Here is a 24,619-nt window from a genome sequence, read left to right as displayed (position 1 = left end):
AAATTAAAGGTTAATAAAACTTTTTTATAGAAAAAATACATAAATGAATTTATAATGAGAAAGGCTTTTAGAAAAGGAGGATAGAAAGGTGTTACGTAAATGTTTAACAATTATAGAAGATAATTTACCTCAACATGAACTAGAGAGGGTCTCCCGACTCCTTTACTCATCATATAATCCTTTTGACTTCGATTCTAAAATTTGGACTAACATACAAGAAATAATTCCAAATGAAGTATTTGATAAAATAAAACCCTTTAAACGAACAGTAGTCGGTCACGCTATTATAAATGAGTTGGTTATGAAATACTTCCCTGGTGAAATTACCATAAAATACAATTTTATTAAAAATCACCTTAATCGCCTTAATGAAATTACTGTATTTGAATTAAAAATAAATTCAAGTAGGTTAGATATCGGAAGGATTAATGGTAAGTCTATTGCATATGAAATAAAGACAGAACTAGACACATTGGATAAATTACATAAACAAATTACAGACTATTCAAAGGTATTTGAGTATGTTTATGTCATTATTCATCCTTCACATTTAAAAAAGGTCACTGAATTAGTCCCGCAGCATTGCGGAATAATTACCTATAATTTAAAACATGGTGTTTGTAAATTTAGTTTCCGAAAAAAGGCGTTAAAAAGTGACAATATGAAACCAGAAGCACAACTTTCAACTTTAACAAATAAAGAGTTAGATTGGATTATAAAAGCAAGTAAAATTGACAATATTGTTTCTAATAAAAAGGTAAAAGAAGAAATAATTGTCGAGAAAGTAAATTATAAAAAAATTAATACCCTCTATAAGAAGGTATTAAAAAAAAGATATAATAAAAATTGGGGATACCTTTGTAATCACTTTGAAAAAATTATGCCAGTGGATATTCAGTCTTTTTTTTCAACACAAGCTGATCCTTACTGGGTATATTATAAAAATTCCTCCATAGTATAAAGGTAATGGCCACATGCGAAACCTTTCCACTCAGGTTGGCTTTTACCTTTTTTAATTTTATTGTATATTCCATCTATACTTTTACATCCTCGACAATTATCTTTGTGCACTTTCGTAAAACTACTCCATACTTGAGAAGAAACTATAGATGGAGCTACTATACTTTCGAAAGTATCTGCCTGTTCTTTTATACCTTTAAATCCATAATAAGAATTATCGTCCCATGAATACTTAATATAACCAGGGCTTATTATCCCACCATCAGTTAATTCATCTTTTTTAACTCCACAATAATCCCCAAATGCTGAAAAACCAAGTGAACTATAAGCAGTTAACAAACTATTATCAGCCTCTTGAATAATAGCATTGTGATTTAAACTCACATTTGAAACAGTTCTTGGAATAGCCGATCTTAGTAGTACACTCTTACATTTTTTTGATGAACTTAGCTGTTGTACACTTTTATACAAATTATCATTTGCAGGGTGCGTGTGCGGAGTTTCATCTAAATCGAGTATTATAATATCCCTTTCTGTAACAATGTTGACTAATTCCTTCATAGTATTGCTAAATTCATTTGGGTAAATCCTATAAGCAAGTTGATTATAATATTTTCTTAGTTGTTGATTTTGAAGCGCAAGATAGTTAGGTATATATGTATCGTTTGGATTATAAGTTATCACAGGGATAACTTTATCACTATCTACAAGTCTACTATCTGTTAGAATATCAATTCTAGTTTGAGGGTCTGCTAAAACTGGTGTCAAGTATCTTCGAACATTACCTATAGTATTATTCCGTAATCTAATGTACATAGGTATGTCTATCATCACACTTGTATTTGTATCTTTTAAATCCGTTAATAATTGTTCTATAGAATCCTTTTTACTCCTTTGTGTAGGTTTTTCAGTAACAATTTCAATTAACGGTAAAATTTTATTGCTAATAGATGTTGAATTAAGAGCTTTTCTTTCTTGGCTTCTGTACCTAAAAGTAGGTACATATTTAAAATCCAATCGCTTTCCCTCCTCTTTATTACAAATAATTACAAAGCCCCTCAGAAAAATTCTACATAATATTCTGATATATTACAACTTTTTATTTTATTATTATTTTCTTCACATTTCTTCCTCAGCCGGATGAACAGATTCTATTTTAATAAAAAAGAACACTGCATAATTTTAATTAATCAGTGTTCTTTAATAATTTTAATTCTGTTAGAATAATATATTTATAACTACCTTATTCAATCTCCAAACGATACACAGTTGGTTCTATCTCTGAATAGATTAACTTCCCATCAAGAAGGTTGTATAACTTCAATCCTGCTTCATTAACATTCGTATACATTTCCCTCATAATTTCAATTTCCAATCCATCTGAATTTTTTTCAAGCGTTAACCTTCAGTAACTAATGTATCGGTTACTTCTTTTTCTTCTACATCAATCGCTGGATTTTTTAACGTTTTTTGTCTCGAACCTGACTTTTGCGGCTCGTCGATCACGTCAACTCTCTTTTCAATCTTCACTGAATAGTCGACTCCAAGTATAGGAGATTTTAAATTACCCCATTTTGTACTTGTTTCCCATTTTCTATAAATCTTGTTTTCTACATAACGTAATACTTCATTTACTCGCTGATCTTCTGATTCGTTCGGATCATCATAGTAAAAAGTATATTTGTCATTAGGTTTGAAGTTGCTTTTGTTACGTGATAAAGCATTCTTTAACCAGTTTTCAACTTGTCCGTCCCTTTCTTCCTTTAATAAGTCCATCCGACCGAATAATACTTTCCCTGCATCTGTTAGTGGCGTTAGTTCAATATCATAAGTATGATAAGCATGTTTTCTTTCTCGTGCCGATAGAATCTTTTCATATAGTGTAATCATTATCGTAATACCTCCGATTTCGTAGAAGTAACCATTTCATATAGTTCGCGGTAATAACTTCCGTAAAGCACGTTACAATGCATTAACTTTCTGTGAGCTTCATGCATTTCATTTAGTTCTACATTAATAGCGGCAACTTCATCAGCAATAGACGTTTCTAAGTCATTTTTTCGTTTGCATAACTCGATATACCGTTTGTCCATTGCTGCGATATCTTTCTTGATAACTTTCGCGGCTTGGTCTTTGTCTTCTTTGCTAAAAATAACAGTTGGAGTGTAACCGAATTTCCTTTCGGCTTCATACTCTTTTTCTAGTTCCAATACAATCTTTGTAATATGGTCATATTCGACGCGTGATGTAACGTTTCTTTGACACTCTTCTGCTAATTTTAGCTTTTCCAGGATTGGAAGGCTTCTTTCTTCTGTTTTGATTCGTTGATAAAATAATTCTTTCAATTTTAAACTATTTTCTAAATGTGCCATGTTTTCATGACCTCCTGTTATATTATTATTTATATATCAAGTTCTTCATCGTCTTCAGCTTCTTCAATGTTGATACCTAAAAACTCCAGCAACTTTGACATAGACGTGATAACTTTTGTTAATTCTGAAATAGAATCATTCTTTTTGACTGATCCCGTTACACCCATTACAGATACGCCGCGTTCTTCAATATCTTCAATCAATTTGTTTTTGATATCGAAAAATTTCATGTACGTATTCACCATGTCTACGAATTGCATTTCGTTTTCTAGACCTTTATCTTTCAATTTAGACATCAGTAAATCATAAAGCTTTTGACGATCTACATTTGCCAATAGTTCTACCCACTTGTAACGGTGACGCCAATTGTTTAGCGTACTCTCTTTGACTTCTAATTCTGCTGCGATTTCTTTAAACGAGTATTTTCCGCTTTTATACATTTCATAAGCTGTTTGTTTTTTGTCTTCATTTGAAATCATACTTTCATCACCCTTTCATCACTTGTTTTATTATTTTTTTAAAATGAAAATCACTATTTGACGTGTATATTTGAGTTGTGATAATCTGAATTTAACGAAACAAACGTTGATTTCATGCGGTTTATAGGTTCATAAGTAACAATTTAATTTACCGATTAAAAACATAAATGTTTTCCTAAAAAAATAGGAAAGCATCTTTTTTAGGCCTTTTTTTCTATTTTCCGCGCGCGAAAAGCAAAAAATAAAAAGACAAATCTCCCCCCCGCGTTGCCTGGTCCCCCAGCAAAATTGTTTCTATATTTTACCCGGGGGGTATTATAGAAAAATTTATTTTTAATTTTTGTTTACAAATGAACAATTCAATTCTTGTTTAATTAATTAAATAGTTTTTAAAATATTTTATTTTCCTTCCACAGTTCTTTATCCTCCTGCCTTTAATCTCTCTGCAAACTTGATTCTTCTCATAATCTCAGCATGTTTCACTTTAATATAGTGCGTACTGTAATTTAATTTGGTTCCTATGCCTTCCAACGTCATTCCATCAATATATTTCAGCTTAAGTATCTGTTGTTCTAAGTTTTTAAAATTACTCACTAAGTCAACGAGCTGTTGCAATTGTTCTTTCTTAAATGTGAGCTTCTTCTTAAGTTGATCCAGTATCTTTTCTGTTTCTTCATTGCCTGTATTAATTGATAATATATCTTTCCCCCATTTACTCTGACGTTTTAATTCAGCATGTATTCTATTAAACTTGTATTCCAAATAAGCGATTTCTTCTTCTAACATTTGATAATCTTTAAGGCAAACCAATTACGTATCACCTACTTAGGTTCGCTCTTTGTAACAACCTCTCTACCCGATAGTTTCATCTTCTTAAGGACATAACCTGTACGAATATATGGACTATCTTCCTCAAAACAATGTGCATCCCTGTGTCCTTCACCTGTTCCGTGATGATGAAACTTTCTACAGTATTGACACCATGTACTAAGATTTCCTTTTTCATCACGTTCAATTGCTAATACGATTGGAGCTTTTTTAGTTGCCATTGACTTACCTCCATTTTTTTAGTTTGTATCCGAAAAAGTAACCTCACACGCACCTTCACACTGGGTGAACAGCATCTAGATTAATAGTGAACACCAAGGTGAACACATATTTAATGTAAACGTTCTACCCCAAAACCTTGATATGACTAGGTTTGCGGCAAGGCGAACACTATGAACACCAGAAATCGGCAAAAGTAACAAACTATGAATTCTTTCTGCTACTCTCTCTACCTACTTCTCTATATTCTTACTTTTACACTTTTATATAGATTATGGTGTTCATGGTGTTCGCTTTTCCCTCTATCCATTGGTATGACTGGGTTTAAAGGTAGAACAGCAACTTGTGTTTTACCTGTTCACCTACGTGTTCGCTTGTGTTCACCATAACAATTACCTGTTCACTCTATTAACATGAAGGTTTACCAGCAAAAGGCGGTGTTATCCATCCTCTTTCTCTGTCTTTACCCTTTTGTTTTCTTACTGCACCGTACTTCTTAAGTGCTATAGCTGCATTTTTCGTATTCTTAGTTAAATCCAATTCCTTGAAAATAACTTTACTGCTCTTCCACGTCCACAGTTCTTTAGATGTACCCCAAGAAAATCCACTTAAAATTTCAATTTCTTCATGTGTCTGCAGTTCACTTTCTTCGTTGTGTTCTTTTTGTTTCTGTGCTTCTTCACTAGTAAGAAGGTGGGAAGCATTTTTTAACGCCATTGTGGCGATTTCTCCCCAAAACTGGTCAATATCAATCGCTTTTAAGTCACTTATCTTATCGCCTACGTTTATTACAGCGTATCGTCTATTTCCTGTCTTATCTTTCAAAAATTCATCGTCATTAACAGTTGCAAAAAATACTGTCATCCTCGGATATTTAACTGATAACCTCTGATATGGTCGTCTAAACTCGTCAACATTCTCTGTAAAGAATGCTTTTAGTGCCGCCTGTTCAAATTTCATTGTGGAATCTAACTCACCTAACTCAACAGCAAAGTTGCTTACTGCTTCGATTACACTGTCTTTATTCTCTGGGTTAAGTCTTTTACCTGTTTTAAAATAATCATCACCTAGTGAGTTAAATAACAACTTGAACCAGAATGTTTTCCCACAACCTTGAGAACCTTGAAGGACAAGTACAAATTCTTGATTCATCTTCCCATTTTCGTTAAATGCAAGTTTAACAGCTTGGATTGCCCATTTTTTTAAATATGCAATTCCTAATTCTCTATCTGATCTAGCGTTTAATGTGGTGAAAATTTCCTCGATACGACTCTTTCCGTCCCATTTCTTAGATACGTTTAAGAAATATTCAGCTACTTTGTTCTTCTTATTACAGCTAGCTAAATATAAAAGATGGTCAATTAGTTTATCCTTTGTTATGAAATAATCCATATCAATAGCTTCTTCTATAATCCCTTGCGCATGATGATCTGCTATTTCACCATCAAAATATAAAATTAGGGATGATAAGTATTCACGTTTTCTTATAACATCGTAATAAACCTCTATGCCCATTGAATCTAATAACTTCTTAGTATTTTCAGCTTTAACAAGAATTTTATTTCTGCTATTTCTTTTAAAATCTATTTCATTTTGTACTTTTGGTTCTTCTTGTTTATGAATGCCTTGTCCACCACTTATATGTTCCTCGTAATACGCCCTCACTTTTTCGTCTTTCTTACAATGCTCAATCATAGCTTTATAACTAGGCTTGTCCTTCATATCCTCCGTGCCGTTATCTAGGTGGGAAAATTTATGTAGCCTATATAAGTCAAAACTGTTTACGTTCTTACCGCTTATAGGGTCTGTTGAATGATTGCTATGCGCATGTGTGTCACCATCATAAATAATTAATCCACCTTTAGTGCTGCCATCAATATAGATATATCTGTTGTTTCTAAATGGCTCATATTTATCAGATAAGAAATTGTTCAAAACGTCCGTAACGAAATAAATATTTGTCCATGCCCCAATCCAGTTTTGCTTTGTGCGTGGGTCCACTTTTTCATTCTTTTTAAACGTCTTAATTTCTTCATGCTGTTTTGTAAGAAAACTTGCATCAAAAAAGGGTAAGTCTTGATAATAAAATTCGTAATCATTAGAGTTACTGCATGTTGGATAGTGCATGTGTCGTTCAAATTGGTAAGAACTTTCATCTATCCACATTTGGAGAATGCCAACTAAATATTGTGTAACCTCCTCATAGTGTTCCGGCTCAATGTCGTAAAGCAAAGGTATGATGATTCTGTACCGCGGATCATCTTTTGTATGTTTGTGTGTTGAATACATAGCAACCGCGAAATTTGTAAAGCCCTCAATGTTCTCCCAAACATTTAAACCTTGTGGCACTTCATCTATATCAATCGATATTATGCTTCTGCTTTTAACATTTTCTTTATTTCTTTTATTTTGAACATACCCTCCTACAAACCCGCCTGCATTTCCTTTTTTGGTAGTTATCATAGGATCGCTTATCCTGTTTAAGAACTCTCCATATGATATTTTTTCGTTAAATGCATTGGTATTAGTAAGGGATTTAAAACTAGTTATATCTATTAACCTGTCATATTTAAGCTCTATTTTTTCTTTATGTGATGTTATAGTAGATAACACTTTCTCACCTCCTTTTCTCTTAATAATGTTTTTAAAAGGAACCATCATACTTGCTTTAATATTCGATTAATTTCTCTTAAAACTTTGATTGCTTTTGGATCACCGTTCTCCGCTTTTTCTAAAATCACATGTAACTTGTCTTCACGTATTTCAGCAGTTTTCATTAACCTATTCACCTCAATTGTTTCAAAATCGACGTTGCTACAAAATATCAAGCAATTTGAATTAATAAGTATTATCCACCTAATCTTTTATGGACTTTGTTTCCTATGCACACGCCAGCCAAAGCGTTGTTGCTTACCATTCATCTACAATTTCTGTTATTACTTCAAGAGCTTGCTTATAGAACCACCAACGTTTTCTGTTGCGACGTCGCTCTATTAATCTCATACGTGGATCAGATAAAATCTCATCTTCTAGGAATCTCTTACTCATTGATGTAATAACTACTAATTTTTCAAGATCGATCATCAATAATGTTTCATGAAGTTGTTGATCTATCTGCTGAAGTATGTATTTCTTAATAGCTTTTTCATCAATATTCACTTGCACATTTGCAGGAAGCACTGTTATTCCCCCCTCTTTTTTCTAATCTCCACCTATCAAAACAGCATCTAAAATGCTGTTTAATACCAAAAAAAAATATAATTGATATCAATGTGAGGATATGTGTGTTTTAAAGCATCTATAAAGTTCCTTGATGCCTTAATACTTCCACGCTCGACTTTCTCATACATCGACAGCGATACCCCTATAGAATTAGCCATTTGCTGCTGAGTTAGCCTAATTTCTTGTCTAAATACTTTAAGTCGTACAGTCACTTTCACTCGCACCACCTTTCCGCATTTACTATGCTTATAACTTATCACAGCATCTGAAATGCTGTCAAGCATTTATTATGCTGTTTTTTCTTGCTAATCACCTTATAGGATGCTTTAATAAGGATATGTACTATATGAGAGGTGAAAAAAAATGAAACCATCTACATTCGGAGAGAAAATAAAAGAATTAAGGAAAAGCAACAAATTTACGCAAAAACAACTCGCTGAAAAGCTTGGAAAAGCTGAAAGTACAATAAGAATGTGGGAGCTTGGCACAAATACTCCTAACGCAAAAACAATAACTGAATTGTCTAAAGTATTAAACGTCGGATACACCGATTTAATGATAAAAGCAGGATATATAAACAAAGAACAGATAAAATCTGACGAAGCATCCTATGCAATGAATGTTAACGAATTGAATGCAATTGAAAAAGAACTGCAACAATGTGATTCTGAAGAAGAAAAACAGAATTTGTATGCGAGGAAAGTTCTCCTAGAAAGACGCATAGCAGAGCTAAGATTTAACTTGAGTGAAATGGAAACATTTTTTCATTCCATAAAACTGGAGGAAAAAGAAGCAGAAAATAAATCTTATGCAGCAGAAGATTACCGTAGACATGAATATCCAGACATAAAAGAAATTCTAGAGCAAAGTAATGTTTACTTTAATGGTAAAGCATTGACTAAAGAAAACAGGAAATTAGCTACAAAAATGTTAGATGTCCTATTTGAAAACTTGAAGTAAGCTATCCTTCAGATGAAAAAAATCGAGAAAGAATATAATGAATTAAAAAATAGGTTTGCATTCCTGAAGAAAGATTCATCTAATCATGCCAAAGATTAGTAGCCTTAATTAACACTTATCCATTCCTATGCATACGCCAGCCAAAGCAATGAAAGGAATGGTAATGGTGAAGTTACACAAATCAGCAAAAGAACCGGAAATATACTATTATTTCAATGCAAAGAATGAAAAACTATGGATGTACCGTCATAAGTATTATGACAACATTGGAAAGCGTAAAGAGAAGAAAAAAAGTGGGTTTAAAACAGAAAAAGCAGCCCTAAAATCACTATTAGAAGTGAAGGCTGCAACACTACGTGGCGAATCTAAACAAGTCGAACATGATCAAATGACCATTGGGGAATGGTTAGATATTTGGTATAACACTCATAAAAATAGTTGGAAACCAACCTCTCGAGCGCAACGTGAAATGGCTATTCGCTTACAAATGAAACCATTACTTGGCCGTTACAAGTTGCAAACATTGGATAGAACCACATATAAGAGAGAATTTTTGAATGTACTTGAAAAGAAATATAAGCCAAGTACAGTTCATTTATTTCACACCCTATTCAAGATCGCTATTAACGCAGCTGTAGAAGATGAAATATTGTCTCGTAATCGCTTCACAAAAATTAAACTTTCAAGCCAAGAAACTGTTAAAGACGAAAACAACAATTATTTCACACCTGAGCAATTAGTTGAATTTTTAAAAGTAGCGAAACAAGAAGAAAACACCACAAACTATACATTTTTATTAACCGTTGCATACACAGGAATTCGTAGAGGCGAAACTTGTGGTTTGCAATGGAAAAACATCGATTTTGATAAAAAAACAATTACTATTGAACGTACCAGGGATAATAAAGGTGTACGATCACCCAAAACAAAAAATAGCTATAGAACAATTCTAATAGATGATGTATTAGTAAATCAATTGAAGGTCTATCGGAAATGGTGCATGGAAACAATGCTGTCTTTTGGATATAAACTACATGATGAATCTTTTGTATTTACATCATATCAAACTGGAAAACCTATAACAGATAGCAGTGTCCTATATGCATTTAGGAGAGTATTAAATAAAACAAACCTTCCTTCGATAACAATACATGGCTTACGTCATACACATTGCACCATATTATTAAATCAAGGTTTAAATGTGAAAGTAATTGCCGAACGTTTAGGGAATACTCCACAAATGATTTATGAAATTTATGGCCATGTATTAAAGGAAATGGAATCTATGTCAGTAGAGTTATTTAGTCAAAGCTTAGCAGAAAGTGGGGCTAAATTTGGGGCTAGTTAATAATAAACCTACTCCAAACACTGATATAATAAGGCTTTTTAATACTATCGAGTTCTACTCTCGTTAATCTCGGTACTCTGCAAAGAGTATTATTAAAAGCCTTAGGAACCTTGTTTATCAAGGGGCCTGGGCTTTTTTTATTGAATATAGCCGGTATATGTATAGAAACGGAACAATGTAACAAAATAAAAAAGAACTGCAAGTCTATAGTTAATAAAAATTAACCCTCTCTCTAGAATTTCATCAATTTTTTATTCACATTAATAAAAATTCCCCTCTTCTTCTAACACCGGAAACATACTACGCTCTATCCCATAACTCATTTTTCTTTCCTATACTCCCCTTTTGTTAATATTATTTTTACAACGTATTCTTTTGTACATAAACTATACCTTCCCCTTTTCTATTTACATTCAACCTTAAAAACCCCTGCATCACCCGAGCATCCGAATGAGATTAAAGAACTTAATGAACAAGTACCTCTTTGATCATTAATTTATGAGAATATTCCATTTACAACCCTCCCCTTAAATTGGTATTATTTCCTTGTAAAGGGGAGGGAAAGTTCATGTCTTTAAATATGTATCTGGGAGAAGTACAGGCTCAAACACAAAGTATGAATGCTTTCTGTACCGCTACTATTCAAGGTATGGAACAAGCTATTCAGTCGATTGATGCTTTCACCAGTGATACTGTTCTACAAGGGCAAACATATGACAGTGCAAAGGCATTCTTTGCAGAAACTTTTCGTCCTTTAGCACAAGGAATCATTTATTTGTGTGAAGAACTAATTCGTCAGAATGATGCCTTTCCAAATCAATTTCAATCACAGGTCGCTTCGACAGATGTAATCGAACAAGAAATATTAGAACAAATTCGAGAAATTGACCGAATGAAGGCAAGTATGGAAGCTATCAGTCAAGCTATGCCAATCCCAGGTATGGACGCTATGGTAAATCTTTTTATTGCCATGAGGCGCAAACTTCAAGAAAAGTTAGATCATTTGTATCAGTTCAACCAAACATCTAGCAATAACTACAGTACAGCAATTCAATTAGCTGCTAGTATTGCAACAGGTCTTGCAGAAGTCCAAAGTGGAAAAGGTTTTAGTCCTGCAAGTGGTACATTTAGTACACAAGGGTTGAATATGGAATGGGTGACTTCTATCCAAGCAATTACAGAAGATAGGAAGCGTCAGGCTGATAATTCAATTGAAGAAGGTGCAATGTGCGGCAAAATCCCACCACAATCAGAACAATCCTTTTGGGATAGAAATAAAAAGGATTTGAACGATGCCTGGACTGGTATTTCCACTGGTGTAGTAGATGGCGTTGTAGACGCATGGGACGGATTTGTTACTTTGGGAGATAAAGAGACCTGGTTGAATATGCGGGATGCGATTGTAAACTATGAGGAAACACTTCCCGCTGCATGGAATGCTTTATCAGATTCATTCATGAATGAATTTTGGAATGGGGATATGGAAAGCAGAGAACATTATGCAGCTTATGCAGTCACTTCGCTACTCACTGGTTTTATTGGTAGCAAAGGTCTGGATAAAGTTGGACAAGTAGGAAAAGTAGCAGCTGTTACAAGTCTTACAAAAGGAAAATCGCTTCTAACAAACTCCTCTGCATACAGAAATGCATTGCATATATTAAATAACTATGAATTCATACCTGGAACTCCTTTCTCATATGCAGGAGTTGGAAGTATCCAACAGTATTTGCAGAAAGCAGCTCCATATACTTATGAAGGTCCAAATGGCCCTAAGACAATAAGATTAAGAAAAGGTGAGTTGGCAGGAGACAAACATCCTGTTACAGGTATTCCGTATGATGCAGATGGGTTCCCTATTTTTAAATCTAAGGGTGAGGTAATCCTCAAAGAGGCAGACTTCAAAAAATCTAGACCAACACATTTTAGAAAATGTAGTAAAGCATTATACGAACAAATAATAAAAGACCCTGATTTAGCTTCAAAATTTACGAAAGAAGAAATTCAAATGTTTAAACAAGGTGAAACACCAAAGCATTACACATGGCATCACCATCAAGATACTGGTAGAATGCAACTTGTAGATTATCAGATACATCACGATACTGGTCATACAGGTGGATATAGAATTTGGGGAAAAGATAGCGATAAATAAGGAGTGGCAAAAATGAACAATATTACATGGTCCTTTATGAGTAAAACACCAGTTACAGACGAAGAAATCCAAAAGATAGAACAATATTTTAATATTAAATTACCCAACGATTTTGTTGCGTGCGTGAAGAAATATGACGGGGGATACCCTAACCCAAAAGTATTTGATGTACCAGGACAAGATGAAAATGTATTCAGTGACCTCTTAACTCTTCATATAGAAGATAAATATTCGATTGTCCAAAACTATGAAGGTATAAAAGATAGATTAGTTGATAAAGTATACCCTTTTGCTAGAGACCCGTTTGGTAACCTTCTATGCTTTGATTACCGAAATAATCTCGAAGCTCCAACTGTTGTATTTTGGGACCACGAAGAAGAAGAGATGGAAGAAGCAATTTACCCTGTTTGTTCCTCTTTCACAGAATTGCTTAATAACTTACGTGATTTTGAAGACGAAGAATAAAAGAAAAAAGAAGAACGCCTTGTATTGAGGGTAAACGTTCTTCTTTTTATTGGTCTATGTAATTATTCATCAAAAACGTAATATTTAAGCGAGAGGATTGATATTAATGGCAGTAGGATTTAAAGTAGATATATTTTTCTATGAAACAGGACACCCTGATTTTTTACATAGCTTTTTTTCAACCATGTCATATCATACAGAGTCTGAAGGTTGGGGCACTAAGTACCCACTATTAATGAAGAATTTATATTTCGACAAGTTACGTTGGGAGGACACAGAAGAAGCACTTCAAAATGTAGAAGAGATAAGAAAAATTTTAAGTGAATTACCTCCTGCAGAAGTCATTTGGGATATTGAGCACATGGAAAAACAGCCACCTTGGGGAAATAAAATCCCTAATAAAATAACTAGTTTAGCCAATTATCATGCTACTCCAACAGGTACAATTTTTTTAGATTTACTAAGCAACGCTTTAAACACTGCAAAAAGAAACAAAATTGATATAACAATTTCAAATCTAGGAAAATAAATCCTGCTAGATATCTTATGGTTTCATTTGAGTTTTAATCACTTTACGCTTCGAGGCTGAAGCTGAATAAAAACATTTAAGTCACACTCATATGAGTTGTGGCTTTTATTATGTAATAATTTATAGATTTTCGTAGACATTTCACACCCCCTTTATTTTTTAAAAAAGACTTTTTTAATTTACATCTAATAATTACAGTTAAAACTACGCATATAATAACGACATTTTCTCTTTGATTTATCGACGACATCCTTAGACAGATTTATTCTTTCTAGCTAAAAAAGACTGTTTAAAGCAACTAAACAGTTACTTCAAACAGCCTTCATTTTTATATATAAAATAAAGTTATTTATTTTCCTCTTTTTGAACATATACATAAGCATCTTTCTGCTCTTTATGTATATCAACCTTCGTGTTCTCTGCAAGCTGTCCTGCATTTAGCAAAGAAAAAATAATGAGCGCTTCTAGTGACATTTCGTTTTACCACTCCTTTCTATTTGTTATACGTTTATCATACCGCTTACATGTGATTTCCGTATGAACTCGAAAAGGAGATTACAACAAAAAGGTTACAGGAATACGAATGCACGCTATAATAACCATAAAATAGGAGGTCGATTCGTTTTGACAATAAACCAAATGGTTCAATTGGGCAGTGCATGTATGCTGTTTATTACTTCAGCACTTATGAGTTGGTATCAAGGGAGTAATTTGATAGATTATCCTGATGAATGGAAATATAGTGCTAAGTTTACGAATTACTTTAAAGGCACCGTTTCAAATTACCAAGATATTTATCAAATCGATTTCTTTATATATGCAGCAAAATTTTATCCAACAGCATTTGTTGTTATGCTAATTAGCTTACTTTACATGCTCGTATTAATTCTTCATATTCTATTTAAAAGAAATCATGAGGCAATTTAAATGCATACATAAAAACCCCGAACGATAGACTTTTCAGCCTACCATTCGGGGTACTATTTGTTTTACATTCGTTTCTGATTAGTAACGAATTAAGAAATATTTCTTCTTACCGCGGCGAATGATTGTAAATTTACCTTCGATGCGGTCGTTTTCTGTTACAACATAGTCTAACGCTTGTGTACGCTCACCGTTTACGTAGATTGCACCGTTCGTTACATCTTCACGTGCTTGACGTTTAGATGGAGAGATTTTGCTTTCTACAAGTAAGTCGATTAATACCGTATCTTCTGCAGTACGTTCTACAGATGGTACGTCTTTGAATCCTTGTTCGATTTCGCTTGCAGTAAGTTCTGCTACTGAGCCACTGAATAATGCAGCTGAAATTTTAATTGCTTGCTCTAACGCTTCTTCGCCGTGAACAAGTTTTGTCATTTCAGATCCTAATGATTTTTGTGCTGCACGTTTTTCTGGTGCTTCAGTTACTTGCTTCTCAAGCTCAAGAATTTCTTCATGAGATAAGAATGTGAAGTATTTTAAGTATTTAACTACATCGCGGTCATCTGTATTGATCCAGAATTGGTAGAACTCGTAAGGAGTTGTTTTCTCTGGGTCTAACCAAATTGCGCCGCCCTCTGTTTTACCAAACTTCGTACCGTCAGATTTTGTAACTAGTGGAATTGTTAAACCGAATGCTTTCGCATCTTCTTCTGATTTACGGATTAATTCAAGACCAGCTGTAATGTTACCCCATTGGTCACTACCACCGATTTGAAGACGGCAATTGTGTTGTTGGTATAAGTTTAAGAAGTCGTATGATTGTAAAATCATGTAACTAAACTCAGTAAATGAAATACCAGTTTCTAAACGAGATGCTACTGTATCTTTTGCTAACATATAGTTTAAACCGAAGTTTTTACCGATATCGCGTAAGAATGTAATTACATCTAAGTTACCAAGCCAGTCATAGTTGTTAGCCATCGTTGCTGGGTTGTCCACATTTTCAAACTCTAAGAAGTTTGAAAGTTGGTTTTTAATGCTTTCCGTGTAGTAAGCAACTGTATCTTTCGTATTTAATGTACGCTCTGCTTTTTTACCACTTGGGTCACCGATCATACCAGTACCACCACCAACAAGTGCGATTGGTTGGTGACCAGCTAATTGGAAACGACGTAACATTAATACTGGTAACATATGACCAATATGTAAGCTATCCGCTGTCGGGTCGAAACCACAGTATAATTTAACGCTTTCTTTTTCTAATAATTGCTCTAATCCCTCAGCATCTGTTTGCTGATTAATTAGCCCGCGAAATTCAAGATCTTGTAAAATACCCATATCCTACATACTCTCCTTTAAGTTCATTACTGGCGTGAAGGTTGAAAACATAAAAAAATCGCCCCTTCAAATAAGGGACGATTTTGATCATCGCGTTACCACCCTAGTTGCAGACAAAAAAGCCTACCACCTTATTTACATAACGGCTTAGCACCGTCTTTTCCCTTTTGAATATAACTCAATCGAAAAAAGATGCTCTAGGGGCGTAATTCGCGATCATCTATGTGCTGATTTTCACCGACCATCAGCTCTCTAAAACAGGGAAATGATCACTACTTCTCCCTTTCCACGCTCAATTATTCATATACTTTTCTTTATACCATCATTTATATAGGCATGTCAAATAGAGGTAGGGTTTCTCTCCTTCCCAATCCTTTACAACGTCGCAAGGAGTATCGTAATAAGAGAAAGAACTGGGACACCGACTAATAATGATATATGAAACAAAACCGATAAATCATTCCCAATCGTCGCTTCCACAGGATCTTTCGCTGGAGAAGCAAGAAATCCGAGTAATCGATCGAAGCGACTTACCGTTTTCGGAAAATCCGGTATTTCTACATGGTCACTATCTAAATGCTGCTTTAATTTATATTCATTCTTAAAGGGATTTTCGCTCAATTTCATCCACCTCCAGCAATTGTTTCAATTTCTTTATCCCATTATGGAGTCTCGACTTCACTGTTCCAATAGGAATATTTAATACATCTGCAATCTCTTTTTGCTGCATATCATGATAATAAGAAAGAATGAGAACAGCTCTTTGCTCTTCAGGAACTTTCAAAATTGCTTCTCTTACTGTAAGACGGTCTTCATGGGAAAACTCCTTTTCCTGAATCGGCACTAAAAACGGTAAAAGAGAACGCCATTTCTTTCTTCTATTCAATTTATTTATCATAAGACGATAACCAATTTGAAATAAATACGTTTTTATTTTTCCTTTTTCGGTTTCATACATATGTTTCTTGCGTTCTAACGTCAAAAACGTATCTTGCACAAGGTCGCTACTTAATTGTTCATCTCGGTTAAAACGATACAAAAATGTATATAGCGCTGGTTTCAATAAAACGTATAGTTTTTCCCCAGCCTGCTTATCTCCACTTTGATACGCAAGCATGAGCTCCTCCTCAATCCCAATCTGCGCCATGATTTTTGATCTCCTTTATTCCTTTTAACGTTAATGAAATTCGGGAAATTAAATATACACTTGCGACAATAATCCACACTTGTGATTGATTCGTAAAAAATTGAACATATGGGTTTTGAATTGTATGGCCGGTTGAAACTAAAATGTTTAATGCTTGCACACATATGCATGCATACACTGCAAGACTGGCCGAGATAGTATCAAATACATTCCAGCGAAAATACACTTTTGTTTTTGTAAAATCAATTTTATATCCTTTTTTCCGCACTATATATTTTCTATCAAACGGAATAATGATTGAAAACATAACAATCATCATAACTCCAGCTGTAATCATTGAAACTTTAAATCCAATCGGCATCGGTAATAACAGACCACAAGAAAATACGACTATAATTCCAATTAAAGCAAAAGTAAGAAGTAACTTATTAGACATATAAAAGCCTCCCTCATCTATTCTTTCATAAATGTATACAGACGAGGAAGGCACTTCGTTCAAATATTATTTTATTTTTTTAATAATCTTCGCAGGATTCCCGCCCACTACTACATTATCCGGTACATCTTTCGTTACAACAGCTCCAGATGCAATGACTGCATTATGTCCAATTGTTACGCCCGGATTAATAATCGCTCTTCCGCCAATCCATACGTTATCGCCAATTGTTACTGGTTTTCCGTACTCTGATCCGCTTATGCGCTCCACCGGATCAAGTGGGTGCGTTGCTGTATAAATGTGAACTCCTGGAGCTAACATACAATTCACTCCGATTGTAACTGGGCATACGTCTAAAATCGTACAATCAAAATTCGCGTAAAAATTTTCACCAGCGTGAATGTTATAGCCATAATCACATCTAAAAGAAGATTCAATATGAATGTTATCTCCAGTCGTTCCGAATAGTTCTTTTACGATTGCACTACGTTCTTCTAATCTTACTTCTGATGTTTCATTTAACTTTCTTGTTAATATACGAGCTTGCTCCCTGTCCTTTACTAAAACGGGATCAGCCGGTATGTACATTTCCCCTTGTATCATCTTTTCTTTTTCTGTGTTCATTTCCTTCTCCCCTTCCGACACGTATATATAAGTTTATCATAACACAAAAAAGAAAGGTCTGAACGTATCATCGTTCAGACCTTTCTCTCTTAATCTTCCATCGTCGATAAATCGCCTGTTGGTAAGTTTAATTCCCACGCTTTTAATACGCGGCGCATAATTTTACCACTTCTCGTTTTCGGTAATTTATCTCTAAATTCAATTTGTCTTGGCGCTGCATGAGCTGCTAGACCTTTCTTTACAAATTGACGAATTTCTTCTTTTAATTCATCAGACGGTTCGTATCCCACGCGAAGCGCGATAAATGCTTTAATGATTTCCCCGCGTACTGGATCAGGAATACCAATTACACCGGCTTCTGCAACCGCAGCATGCTCGATTAATTTACTTTCTACTTCAAACGGACCAACGCGCTCACCTGACGTCATAATTACATCATCAATACGTCCTTGGAACCAGAAGTATCCATCTTCGTCCATATAAGCTGAGTCACCTGATACGTACCAATCTCCCGGCATGAAGTAAGAATCATATTTTTGTGGGTTATTCCAGATTCCACGCATCATAGCTGGCCAACCTTTACCAATCGCTAAATTCCCCATTGTGTATGGAGGCACTTCATTTCCTTCATTATCAACAATCGCTGCTTTCACACCTGGAATTGGTTTACCCATTGAACCTGGACGGATTTCCATACAAGGATAGTTACAAATAACTTGTCCACCTGTTTCTGTCATCCACCACGTATCATGAATACGAAGTCCAAATGCGCTCATACCCCAGCGAATTACTTCTGGATTTAATGGCTCACCAACACTTAATACGTGACGCACTTGTGATAAATCATATTTTTTAATTGCATCTTGTCCAGCTCCCATTAACATACGGAACGCTGTTGGTGCACTATACCAAACTGTTACACCGTAATCTTGTAACGCTTCATACCACGCTTCTGGACTAAATCTCCCGCCTAAAATAACATTTGATGCCCCCACTAACCACGGTGCAAAAATACCGTAAGCTGTTCCAGTTACCCAGCCAGGATCAGCTGTACACCAATATACATCATCTTCTTTTAAGTCTAATACCCATTTCGCTGTTTGATAATGCTGAACCATTGCGTTTTGCGCATGAAGGACGCCTTTTGGCTTACCAGTAGAACCAGATGTGTAATGAAGAATTAAACCGTCTTCACGGCCTAACCATTCGATATGTAATTCTTTTGAAGCTTGTTCAAATAAAGGATTGAACGCTACAGTTTTACCGCCTTCTTCTGCATTGTCTCCAACAAGAAAGACCGTTTTTAAAGCTGGTAAATCATTTAATGGTATGCGCTCTAACAATTCAGGAGTTGTAATTAACACCTTCGCTTCGCTATCTTCTAAACGATCGCGTACCGCGCCTTCCATAAATGCTTCAAATAATGGTCCAACAATTGCCCCTAATTTCACTGCACCTAGAAGTGCGAAATATAATTCTGGGGAACGCGGCATAAAAATAAAAACGCGATCGCCTTTCTCAACATCGCCATAGTTTTTCAGGACATTTCCTGCTTTATTAGAAAAATCCTTCATTTCCTTAAACGTATATTTCTCTTTTCGCGATCCATCTTGATAATAAAGTGCTACTTTATTCTTTCGATCGGATTTCGCATGCTTATCAATTGCCTCATACGCCATATTTACTCGGCCAGTTTCATTCCAAGTAAAGTTTTTATTAACCTCTTCCCAGTTAAAATTCGCGTATGCCTCTTCATAATTCGGCAAATTATTTTCTCCTTTAATGACAGGAAGCGTTTCCACTTTCATACTTTACATCCCCCTCCTATGTATTCTATTATCTATTATAATGACATTATTTAAAATTTTCAGTATTTTTGTTGATTTTTAGACAAATTTTTAATGACAAAATTCGATTCACATCGCATATATTATAAAGTACGATATTAATAGATTCACAAACCCTCAAGGTGGTGAGCAATAAATTGATTCATAAAAAAATATATAATGCCAGAAACTTAAAAACAGCGAAAGGTACTTTAATTATTGAAGGTCCTGTCTCTACACATAATCTTGAAATGTATGAATTTCATCCAGACTTAATTGCGTTTCGTCCTGCCGAGCAGCAATATAAAGCAATTGTCGAAATTTCTAAATTACCAGAAGCTCGTCTCATTATTGCTAGACATGACCAAACGATCGTTGGATATGTTACATACTTATATCCTGATCCGCTCGAGCGATGGTCAGAAGGAAAAATTGAAAACTTAATTGAACTCGGGGCGATTGAAGTTGTCCCAGCCTTTCGCGGTTGCTCTGTCGGAAAAAACTTATTAGAAGTTTCAATGATGGACGATCATATGGAAGATTACATTATATTAACGACTGAATATTATTGGCACTGGGATTTAAAACAAACAGGCTTAAATGTTTGGGAATACCGAAAAGTAATGGAAAAGATGATGAATGCTGGTGGGTTACAATGGATGGCTACAGATGATCCTGAAATATGTTCACATCCTGCCAACTGTTTAATGGTTCGCATCGGTAAACGCGTTGATACGGATTCTATTCAAGCATTTGATCGTCTACGTTTTCACAATCGTTTTATGTATTAATAAAGGGGGCAACTGGAATGATTGTAGAAGAAATTATGAATCAAAATGTAGTGACACTACATCCAAACGATACAATTGAAACAGCAATCCGAACGATACGTACAAAAGGCATTCGGCACATTCCAATTGTCGATCAAAATAATCACGTAGTAGGCATTATTTCTGACCGGGATGTAAGAGATGCAAGTCCATCAATTCTTGATGAACAAGTTTCACTCGATATGCTACAGCAACCGCTCGAACTTATTATGAAACACCCTGTCATGACTTGCCATCCTCTTGATTTCGTTGAGGAAATTGCTACTTTATTTTTTGAAAATAAAATTGGCTGTCTCCCTGTTACAAAGGCCGGAAAGCTAGTAGGCATTATTTCCGAATCTACAGTACTGCACACATTAGTGAAATTAACAGGAGCACATCAGCCTAGTTCACAAATTGAAATTCAAGTGAAGAATGAACCTGGTATTCTCGGAAAAGTAGTTGCTATTTTTAGCAATTTACAAATTAATATTGTGAGCGTTCTCGTCTATCCAGCAAAAGACGAGAATGATAAAGTACTTGTTTTCCGCATTCAAACGATGAATCCTCTAAAAGTGATTGATGCACTTGAAGCAGAGGGCTACCGCGTATTATGGCCAAACATAATGGGGATGCAAGCATGAGCAGCGCCTTCATTTATTCGGATGATTTTCGGGGCTATTCTTTTAGCCCTGATCATCCTTTTAACCAACTACGCGTCACACTTACGTATGATTTATTACAAAAGAGTGGTTTTATCTCCCCTTCTCAAGTCATCTCGCCAAGAATGGCTACGGATGAGGAAATTGCATTCATTCATACAGAGGAGTACATAAATGCGGTAAAACTTGCTGGAGAAGGAAAGTTAGAAAAATCAATTGCGATGACATATGGGCTCGGAACAGAAGATACACCGATGTTTCCAAATATGCATGAAGCAAGTGCATTACTCGTTGGCGGTACGTTAACAGCTGTCGATGCTGTTCTTTCCGGGAAAGTAAAGCACGCCCTCAATTTAGGCGGCGGCTTACATCATGGCTTTCGTGGTAAAGCATCTGGCTTTTGCATTTATAATGATAGCTCTATCGCAATGAAATACATTCAGAAGAAATACGGTTTACGCGTTTTATATATTGATACAGATGCTCATCACGGTGACGGGGTACAATGGTCTTTTTATGACGATCCTAACGTGTGCACCATTTCATTACATGAAACTGGGCGTTATTTATTCCCTGGAACTGGCGCAGTAAATGAACGTGGACAAGGAAATGGATATAGTTATTCTTTTAACGTTCCACTCGATGCTTTTACAGAAGACGAATCATTTTTAAATTCATATCGAACTGTTGTAAAAGAAGTTGCAGAGTACTTTAAACCGGATATTATTTTAACGCAAAATGGTGCTGACGCTCATTATTACGATCCACTCACACACCTTTGCGCAACGATGAACATTTATCGTGAAATACCGAAACTCGCTCGTGAAATCGCTAATGAATATTGCAATGGTCGCTGGATTGCCGTCGGCGGCGGTGGCTACGACCACTGGCGTGTCGTCCCAAGAGCCTGGGCACTCATTTGGCTCGAAATGAACAACATCCAAAACATCTCAGGTTATCTCCCTCCAGAATGGATTGACGCTTGGAAAGGACAAGCAGAAACAGAACTTCCCCTCACATGGGAAGATCCAGACAACATGTATCAACCTATCCCTAGAAAACCAGAAATCGAAGAAAAAAATGCATTAACTGTAGCGAAATCCCTTGAAATTATTCGGAATAATATGACAAAATCTTTGTATTAAGCAGAAAGGAGGCTCGCTTTTTGAACAGCCTCCTTTTATTTATTGTCGATTTCTGTCGGTAAGTCGATATATTTTAATAATCGCTGATATATTTCGAGTTGCGGCCGATATAATCGAAAAATCGCTGATATATTTTCAGTTACTAATGGACTGGTCCAACTTTTATAAGACAAGGGAGTGATATTATGTGGAAACAACAAATAATTAACACGAAACGTGGCACATTTGAACTCTTTACAAAAGGAAATGGTGAACCGCTTTGCATTACACATCACTATTCACAATTTAATGAAACTGGTGATTACTTTGCGGATGTTTTTACTTCTACACATCGTGTATTCCTTATTAATTTACGAGACGCTGGTAACTCTGTAAAAGCCCGGTCAGAAAATGAATTACGTATGATCGAAACGATTCACGACTTAGAAGCGATTCGAGAATCTTTACAATTTCCCACATGGCATTTTGCTGGTCATTCAACAGGCGGTATACTTGGACTTTTATATGCCATTACATATCCAACTTCCTTGCAATCATTAGTCATGGCCGGAGCCGCAGCAAGTAACTATACCGAAACACCATTTTGTATTTATCATCCAGAACATCCACAGTTTCATTATATGCAAGAACTCATCGAAAACTTGAAAAGCCCTCATCTTACAAATGCAGAACGAAAAGAATTATCTACTAAGAGAACCAAATTATCATTGTATAAACCTGAAAACTACAACTCTTATTTTTGTAAACCAATCCAAAAAACAATGTCCGCTAGCCGGATGAACGCTTTCTCTTATGAATATCCGTTATTTGATTTAAGAAAGTACTTACCTTCTATCCATACAAAGACGCTTATTATTTGCGGAAGACATGATGTGCAGTGCCCGATTCAATATTCTATTGAAATGCATGAGGGGATACGCAATTCTATTTTTGTGCCATTTGAGGACAGTAACCATTATCCTTTTTTAGAAGAAGTCGCCTTATTTACTTCTACTACTCAAAAATTTTATAAATCGTTACAAAAAAAAAGCAGCATGCACTAAACCTGCTACTTTTTTCATATTTTACTTCCCTACAAATGTAACTTGTTCCCCAGTCGCCCAACCTCCCATCGGCACAACTATATACTTCATTCCTTGCTGCAGAGTTGCACCATTTTGTAAGTCGAAGATTCCTACTGTACCTTTTCGAGAGCTGAAGCGATATTGTGCTTCTACTTTCTTTCCATCTTCACTTTGCAACTCTACTTTTCTACCAGCAAAGAGTTCCATGCTCGGATCTTTATCTAATGTAACTTGAATAGATTTATTGTCTATTGCTTCTGCACTTTGAATGACTAATGGCGCAATAACTGAAGCAGTAAATTTCGGATTTTTAACGGTTACCCAGTCAGACGTAATTGTGTACTCTGTTCCTGGTTTCAACGTTTGCCCTGCAGGTAGGCGGAATTTAGGCGCTTGTCTACCATCTGCTGCTTGTGTAAACGGAACATATCCAACTTCAATTTTCTCACCTGAACTTGCTGTAATCGTTAGTTTTCTATCACGAAGTGAAGAAATGATTTGATATTGTTTACCATCTTTATCTTTATTTTCTTCATCTAATTGGAATGCTTGATTACCTCTTCCTGCTTTATACGCTTCAATAATATTTGCATAATCTACCACACCATCTTCTAAAAATGATTCAATTTCAAACGTATCATTTGTCACTTGCTTCGCTTGGCGAACATTAATCTTTTCCGAACTTCCTTCAAACTTTTCTTTTTTACCACCCTTATAACTTAACGTATATTTTTTACCTGGTTTTTGCACCTTTACAGGTACGATATATGTACTCGTTGCCCCTGTTTTTAGTCTCGGTACATTCACAATTTCCAGGCCATTACTAAACACGAAGTTTTTCTTAATAGCATCTAAGTTTTCTAATTTCACTTCTTCTTCTGATAACGGTTTAGCAAACGTTAGTTGCAATGTCATCGCATTTAACGGCTCTAATTTCGTAATTTGTGCTTGTTGTTTTTTCTTCTCTTTTTTCGCCTCTTGCTTCGTTTCTTGTTTTGATTCCGCCTTCGTTTCACCTTGCGCGCACCCTGTTACAAGTACTGTAAATCCAATTACTGCTGGTACTAAAAATTTCATTTTTTTCATCTTTATACCCTCCAAATTTATGAT

Annotated in this window: 29 protein-coding genes and 1 other annotated feature; of the genes, 11 read left to right on the top strand and 18 right to left on the bottom strand. The window is 35.2% G+C overall.

The genetic code is table 11. The features are described from left to right. The first annotated feature begins 88 nt into the window (after positions 1-88). Positions 89-961 (top strand): sce7726 family protein, encoded by an 873-nt coding sequence (locus V7038_RS04390; RefSeq protein WP_016126718.1) that lies wholly within the window; start codon positions 89-91, stop codon positions 959-961. Here the strand turns inward: V7038_RS04390 and V7038_RS04385 are convergent. The 10 genes from V7038_RS04385 to V7038_RS29485 form a co-directional block, all read right to left on the bottom strand. Further along, a complete protein-coding gene (locus V7038_RS04385) occupies positions 937-1,977 on the bottom strand; it encodes a beta family protein (protein WP_016126717.1) in 1,041 nt (346 codons plus the stop codon). The two genes, V7038_RS04390 and V7038_RS04385, sit on opposite strands and share 25 nt — an antisense overlap. A gap of 226 nt (positions 1,978-2,203) precedes the next feature. Next, positions 2,204-2,320 carry a hypothetical protein gene (locus tag V7038_RS04380; RefSeq protein ID WP_016126716.1) on the bottom strand — a complete coding sequence of 39 codons (117 nt, stop codon included), beginning with the start codon at positions 2,318-2,320 and terminating at the stop codon, positions 2,204-2,206. Positions 2,321-2,358: 38 nt separating this feature from the next. Continuing rightward, positions 2,359-2,850 carry a hypothetical protein gene (locus tag V7038_RS04375; protein ID WP_016126715.1) on the bottom strand — a complete coding sequence of 164 codons (492 nt, stop codon included), beginning with the start codon at positions 2,848-2,850 and terminating at the stop codon, positions 2,359-2,361. Continuing rightward, the gene (locus V7038_RS04370; RefSeq protein WP_335469286.1) at positions 2,850-3,332 is read right to left on the bottom strand and encodes a DNA repair protein Rad50; all 483 of its coding nucleotides are present in this window, start codon (positions 3,330-3,332) and stop codon (positions 2,850-2,852) included. The genes V7038_RS04375 and V7038_RS04370 overlap by 1 nt, the downstream gene beginning before the upstream one ends. Positions 3,333-3,361: 29 nt before the next feature. Continuing rightward, on the bottom strand, positions 3,362-3,811 hold the full coding sequence (locus V7038_RS04365) for a terminase gpP N-terminus-related DNA-binding protein (RefSeq protein WP_113938572.1): 450 nt from the start codon (positions 3,809-3,811) through the stop codon (positions 3,362-3,364). A 420-nt stretch (positions 3,812-4,231) separates the two neighbouring features. Continuing rightward, the gene (locus V7038_RS04360; protein ID WP_107886994.1) at positions 4,232-4,621 is read right to left on the bottom strand and encodes a sigma factor-like helix-turn-helix DNA-binding protein; all 390 of its coding nucleotides are present in this window, start codon (positions 4,619-4,621) and stop codon (positions 4,232-4,234) included. An 11-nt stretch (positions 4,622-4,632) separates the two neighbouring features. Next, complete coding sequence (locus V7038_RS04355) at positions 4,633-4,860, bottom strand: hypothetical protein (RefSeq protein WP_098642689.1); 228 nt, start codon at positions 4,858-4,860, stop codon at positions 4,633-4,635. 406 nt (positions 4,861-5,266) lie between these two features. Continuing rightward, the gene (locus V7038_RS04350) at positions 5,267-7,519 is read right to left on the bottom strand and encodes a VapE domain-containing protein (protein ID WP_335469283.1); all 2,253 of its coding nucleotides are present in this window, start codon (positions 7,517-7,519) and stop codon (positions 5,267-5,269) included. A gap of 249 nt (positions 7,520-7,768) precedes the next feature. Further along, positions 7,769-8,038 carry a hypothetical protein gene (locus V7038_RS04345; protein ID WP_335469280.1) on the bottom strand — a complete coding sequence of 90 codons (270 nt, stop codon included), beginning with the start codon at positions 8,036-8,038 and terminating at the stop codon, positions 7,769-7,771. Between the two features lie 59 nt (positions 8,039-8,097). Next, positions 8,098-8,364, bottom strand: coding sequence for a helix-turn-helix domain-containing protein (locus V7038_RS29485; RefSeq protein ID WP_438825102.1), 267 nt, complete (start codon positions 8,362-8,364; stop codon positions 8,098-8,100). A gap of 79 nt (positions 8,365-8,443) precedes the next feature. On the opposite strand from V7038_RS29485, the gene V7038_RS04335 reads away from it, so the two are divergent. From V7038_RS04335 to V7038_RS04315, 5 genes are all read left to right on the top strand, one after another. Continuing rightward, positions 8,444-9,040, top strand: a complete 597-nt coding sequence (locus tag V7038_RS04335) for a helix-turn-helix domain-containing protein (RefSeq protein ID WP_335469278.1) — start codon at positions 8,444-8,446, stop codon at positions 9,038-9,040. Between the two features lie 127 nt (positions 9,041-9,167). Next, positions 9,168-10,388, top strand: coding sequence for a tyrosine-type recombinase/integrase (locus V7038_RS04330; protein WP_335469276.1), 1,221 nt, complete (start codon positions 9,168-9,170; stop codon positions 10,386-10,388). A gap of 568 nt (positions 10,389-10,956) precedes the next feature. After that, the gene (locus tag V7038_RS04325; protein ID WP_335469272.1) at positions 10,957-12,540 is read left to right on the top strand and encodes an HNH endonuclease; all 1,584 of its coding nucleotides are present in this window, start codon (positions 10,957-10,959) and stop codon (positions 12,538-12,540) included. 12 nt (positions 12,541-12,552) lie between these two features. Then, positions 12,553-13,005: an SMI1/KNR4 family protein gene (locus tag V7038_RS04320; protein WP_002112284.1), complete on the top strand. Its 453-nt coding sequence runs from the start codon at positions 12,553-12,555 to the stop codon at positions 13,003-13,005. A gap of 106 nt (positions 13,006-13,111) precedes the next feature. Beyond that, positions 13,112-13,534 carry an immunity 70 family protein gene (locus tag V7038_RS04315; protein WP_002015572.1) on the top strand — a complete coding sequence of 141 codons (423 nt, stop codon included), beginning with the start codon at positions 13,112-13,114 and terminating at the stop codon, positions 13,532-13,534. A 345-nt stretch (positions 13,535-13,879) separates the two neighbouring features. Here V7038_RS04315 and V7038_RS04310 read toward each other — a convergent pair whose 3' ends face one another. Next, complete coding sequence (locus V7038_RS04310; protein ID WP_002112286.1) at positions 13,880-14,008, bottom strand: hypothetical protein; 129 nt, start codon at positions 14,006-14,008, stop codon at positions 13,880-13,882. A 150-nt stretch (positions 14,009-14,158) separates the two neighbouring features. On the opposite strand from V7038_RS04310, the gene V7038_RS04305 reads away from it, so the two are divergent. Next, the gene (locus V7038_RS04305) at positions 14,159-14,461 is read left to right on the top strand and encodes a YjdJ family protein (RefSeq protein ID WP_071151593.1); all 303 of its coding nucleotides are present in this window, start codon (positions 14,159-14,161) and stop codon (positions 14,459-14,461) included. A gap of 78 nt (positions 14,462-14,539) precedes the next feature. On the opposite strand, the gene tyrS is transcribed toward V7038_RS04305, so the two are convergent. From tyrS to acsA, 6 genes are all read right to left on the bottom strand, one after another. Then, complete coding sequence (gene tyrS / locus V7038_RS04300; protein ID WP_002034349.1) at positions 14,540-15,796, bottom strand: tyrosine--tRNA ligase; 1,257 nt, start codon at positions 15,794-15,796, stop codon at positions 14,540-14,542. A 70-nt stretch (positions 15,797-15,866) separates the two neighbouring features. Further along, positions 15,867-16,094 (bottom strand) — a binding site (T-box leader). Positions 16,095-16,171: 77 nt separating this feature from the next. Beyond that, positions 16,172-16,417: a hypothetical protein gene (locus tag V7038_RS04295; protein ID WP_002112289.1), complete on the bottom strand. Its 246-nt coding sequence runs from the start codon at positions 16,415-16,417 to the stop codon at positions 16,172-16,174. Further along, positions 16,398-16,943: an RNA polymerase sigma factor gene (locus V7038_RS04290; RefSeq protein WP_002112290.1), complete on the bottom strand. Its 546-nt coding sequence runs from the start codon at positions 16,941-16,943 to the stop codon at positions 16,398-16,400. Before V7038_RS04290 ends, V7038_RS04295 begins: the two co-directional genes overlap by 20 nt. Continuing rightward, entirely contained in the window at positions 16,924-17,379 is a 456-nt protein-coding gene (locus tag V7038_RS04285; protein WP_002112291.1) for a hypothetical protein, read from the bottom strand. The genes V7038_RS04290 and V7038_RS04285 overlap by 20 nt, the downstream gene beginning before the upstream one ends. A 66-nt stretch (positions 17,380-17,445) precedes the next feature. Beyond that, positions 17,446-18,003 carry a maltose acetyltransferase domain-containing protein gene (locus V7038_RS04280; protein ID WP_335469270.1) on the bottom strand — a complete coding sequence of 186 codons (558 nt, stop codon included), beginning with the start codon at positions 18,001-18,003 and terminating at the stop codon, positions 17,446-17,448. Between the two features lie 89 nt (positions 18,004-18,092). Continuing rightward, a complete protein-coding gene (gene acsA, locus V7038_RS04275) occupies positions 18,093-19,811 on the bottom strand; it encodes an acetate--CoA ligase (RefSeq protein ID WP_002067621.1) in 1,719 nt (572 codons plus the stop codon). A gap of 176 nt (positions 19,812-19,987) precedes the next feature. Between acsA and acuA the strand changes: the two genes are divergently transcribed. The 4 genes from acuA (at position 19,988) to V7038_RS04255 (ending at position 23,488) form a co-directional block, all read left to right on the top strand. Continuing rightward, positions 19,988-20,620: an acetoin utilization protein acetyltransferase AcuA gene (gene acuA, locus V7038_RS04270; RefSeq protein WP_002112293.1), complete on the top strand. Its 633-nt coding sequence runs from the start codon at positions 19,988-19,990 to the stop codon at positions 20,618-20,620. 17 nt (positions 20,621-20,637) lie between these two features. Next, the gene (locus tag V7038_RS04265; RefSeq protein ID WP_070129067.1) at positions 20,638-21,282 is read left to right on the top strand and encodes an acetoin utilization AcuB family protein; all 645 of its coding nucleotides are present in this window, start codon (positions 20,638-20,640) and stop codon (positions 21,280-21,282) included. Then, complete coding sequence (gene acuC, locus V7038_RS04260; protein WP_199659301.1) at positions 21,279-22,445, top strand: acetoin utilization protein AcuC; 1,167 nt, start codon at positions 21,279-21,281, stop codon at positions 22,443-22,445. Before V7038_RS04265 ends, acuC begins: the two co-directional genes overlap by 4 nt. A 185-nt stretch (positions 22,446-22,630) precedes the next feature. Next, positions 22,631-23,488, top strand: a complete 858-nt coding sequence (locus V7038_RS04255) for an alpha/beta fold hydrolase (RefSeq protein ID WP_070129068.1) — start codon at positions 22,631-22,633, stop codon at positions 23,486-23,488. Positions 23,489-23,509: 21 nt separating this feature from the next. Here V7038_RS04255 and V7038_RS04250 read toward each other — a convergent pair whose 3' ends face one another. Beyond that, positions 23,510-24,595 (bottom strand): hypothetical protein, encoded by a 1,086-nt coding sequence (locus tag V7038_RS04250; RefSeq protein ID WP_002112297.1) that lies wholly within the window; start codon positions 24,593-24,595, stop codon positions 23,510-23,512. Positions 24,596-24,619 lie beyond the last annotated feature (24 nt).

Source organism: Bacillus sp. JJ783, from assembly GCF_036963225.1.
GTDB lineage: Bacteria > Bacillota > Bacilli > Bacillales > Bacillaceae_G > Bacillus_A > Bacillus_A cereus_U.
This window is presented reverse-complemented; position numbering and strand designations above follow the sequence as displayed.

Coding starts and splice junctions, on each gene's coding strand:
- V7038_RS04355 (WP_098642689.1), bottom strand. CDS start 4,860: ATGGCAACTAAAAAAGCTCCAATCGTATTAGCAATTGAACGTGATGAA.
- V7038_RS04250 (WP_002112297.1), bottom strand. CDS start 24,595: ATGAAAAAAATGAAATTTTTAGTACCAGCAGTAATTGGATTTACAGTA.
- V7038_RS04375 (WP_016126715.1), bottom strand. CDS start 2,850: ATGATTACACTATATGAAAAGATTCTATCGGCACGAGAAAGAAAACAT.
- tyrS (WP_002034349.1), bottom strand. CDS start 15,796: ATGGGTATTTTACAAGATCTTGAATTTCGCGGGCTAATTAATCAGCAA.
- V7038_RS04370 (WP_335469286.1), bottom strand. CDS start 3,332: ATGGCACATTTAGAAAATAGTTTAAAATTGAAAGAATTATTTTATCAA.
- acuC (WP_199659301.1), top strand. CDS start 21,279: ATGAGCAGCGCCTTCATTTATTCGGATGATTTTCGGGGCTATTCTTTT.
- V7038_RS04290 (WP_002112290.1), bottom strand. CDS start 16,943: ATGGCGCAGATTGGGATTGAGGAGGAGCTCATGCTTGCGTATCAAAGT.
- V7038_RS04255 (WP_070129068.1), top strand. CDS start 22,631: ATGTGGAAACAACAAATAATTAACACGAAACGTGGCACATTTGAACTC.
- V7038_RS04310 (WP_002112286.1), bottom strand. CDS start 14,008: ATGTCACTAGAAGCGCTCATTATTTTTTCTTTGCTAAATGCAGGACAG.
- V7038_RS04380 (WP_016126716.1), bottom strand. CDS start 2,320: ATGAGGGAAATGTATACGAATGTTAATGAAGCAGGATTGAAGTTATAC.
- V7038_RS04350 (WP_335469283.1), bottom strand. CDS start 7,519: ATGATGGTTCCTTTTAAAAACATTATTAAGAGAAAAGGAGGTGAGAAA.
- V7038_RS04330 (WP_335469276.1), top strand. CDS start 9,168: ATGCATACGCCAGCCAAAGCAATGAAAGGAATGGTAATGGTGAAGTTA.
- V7038_RS04280 (WP_335469270.1), bottom strand. CDS start 18,003: ATGAACACAGAAAAAGAAAAGATGATACAAGGGGAAATGTACATACCG.
- V7038_RS04315 (WP_002015572.1), top strand. CDS start 13,112: ATGGCAGTAGGATTTAAAGTAGATATATTTTTCTATGAAACAGGACAC.
- V7038_RS29485 (WP_438825102.1), bottom strand. CDS start 8,364: ATGCTTGACAGCATTTCAGATGCTGTGATAAGTTATAAGCATAGTAAA.
- V7038_RS04320 (WP_002112284.1), top strand. CDS start 12,553: ATGAACAATATTACATGGTCCTTTATGAGTAAAACACCAGTTACAGAC.
- V7038_RS04365 (WP_113938572.1), bottom strand. CDS start 3,811: ATGATTTCAAATGAAGACAAAAAACAAACAGCTTATGAAATGTATAAA.
- V7038_RS04325 (WP_335469272.1), top strand. CDS start 10,957: ATGTCTTTAAATATGTATCTGGGAGAAGTACAGGCTCAAACACAAAGT.
- V7038_RS04335 (WP_335469278.1), top strand. CDS start 8,444: ATGAAACCATCTACATTCGGAGAGAAAATAAAAGAATTAAGGAAAAGC.
- acsA (WP_002067621.1), bottom strand. CDS start 19,811: ATGAAAGTGGAAACGCTTCCTGTCATTAAAGGAGAAAATAATTTGCCG.
- V7038_RS04285 (WP_002112291.1), bottom strand. CDS start 17,379: ATGTCTAATAAGTTACTTCTTACTTTTGCTTTAATTGGAATTATAGTC.
- V7038_RS04265 (WP_070129067.1), top strand. CDS start 20,638: ATGATTGTAGAAGAAATTATGAATCAAAATGTAGTGACACTACATCCA.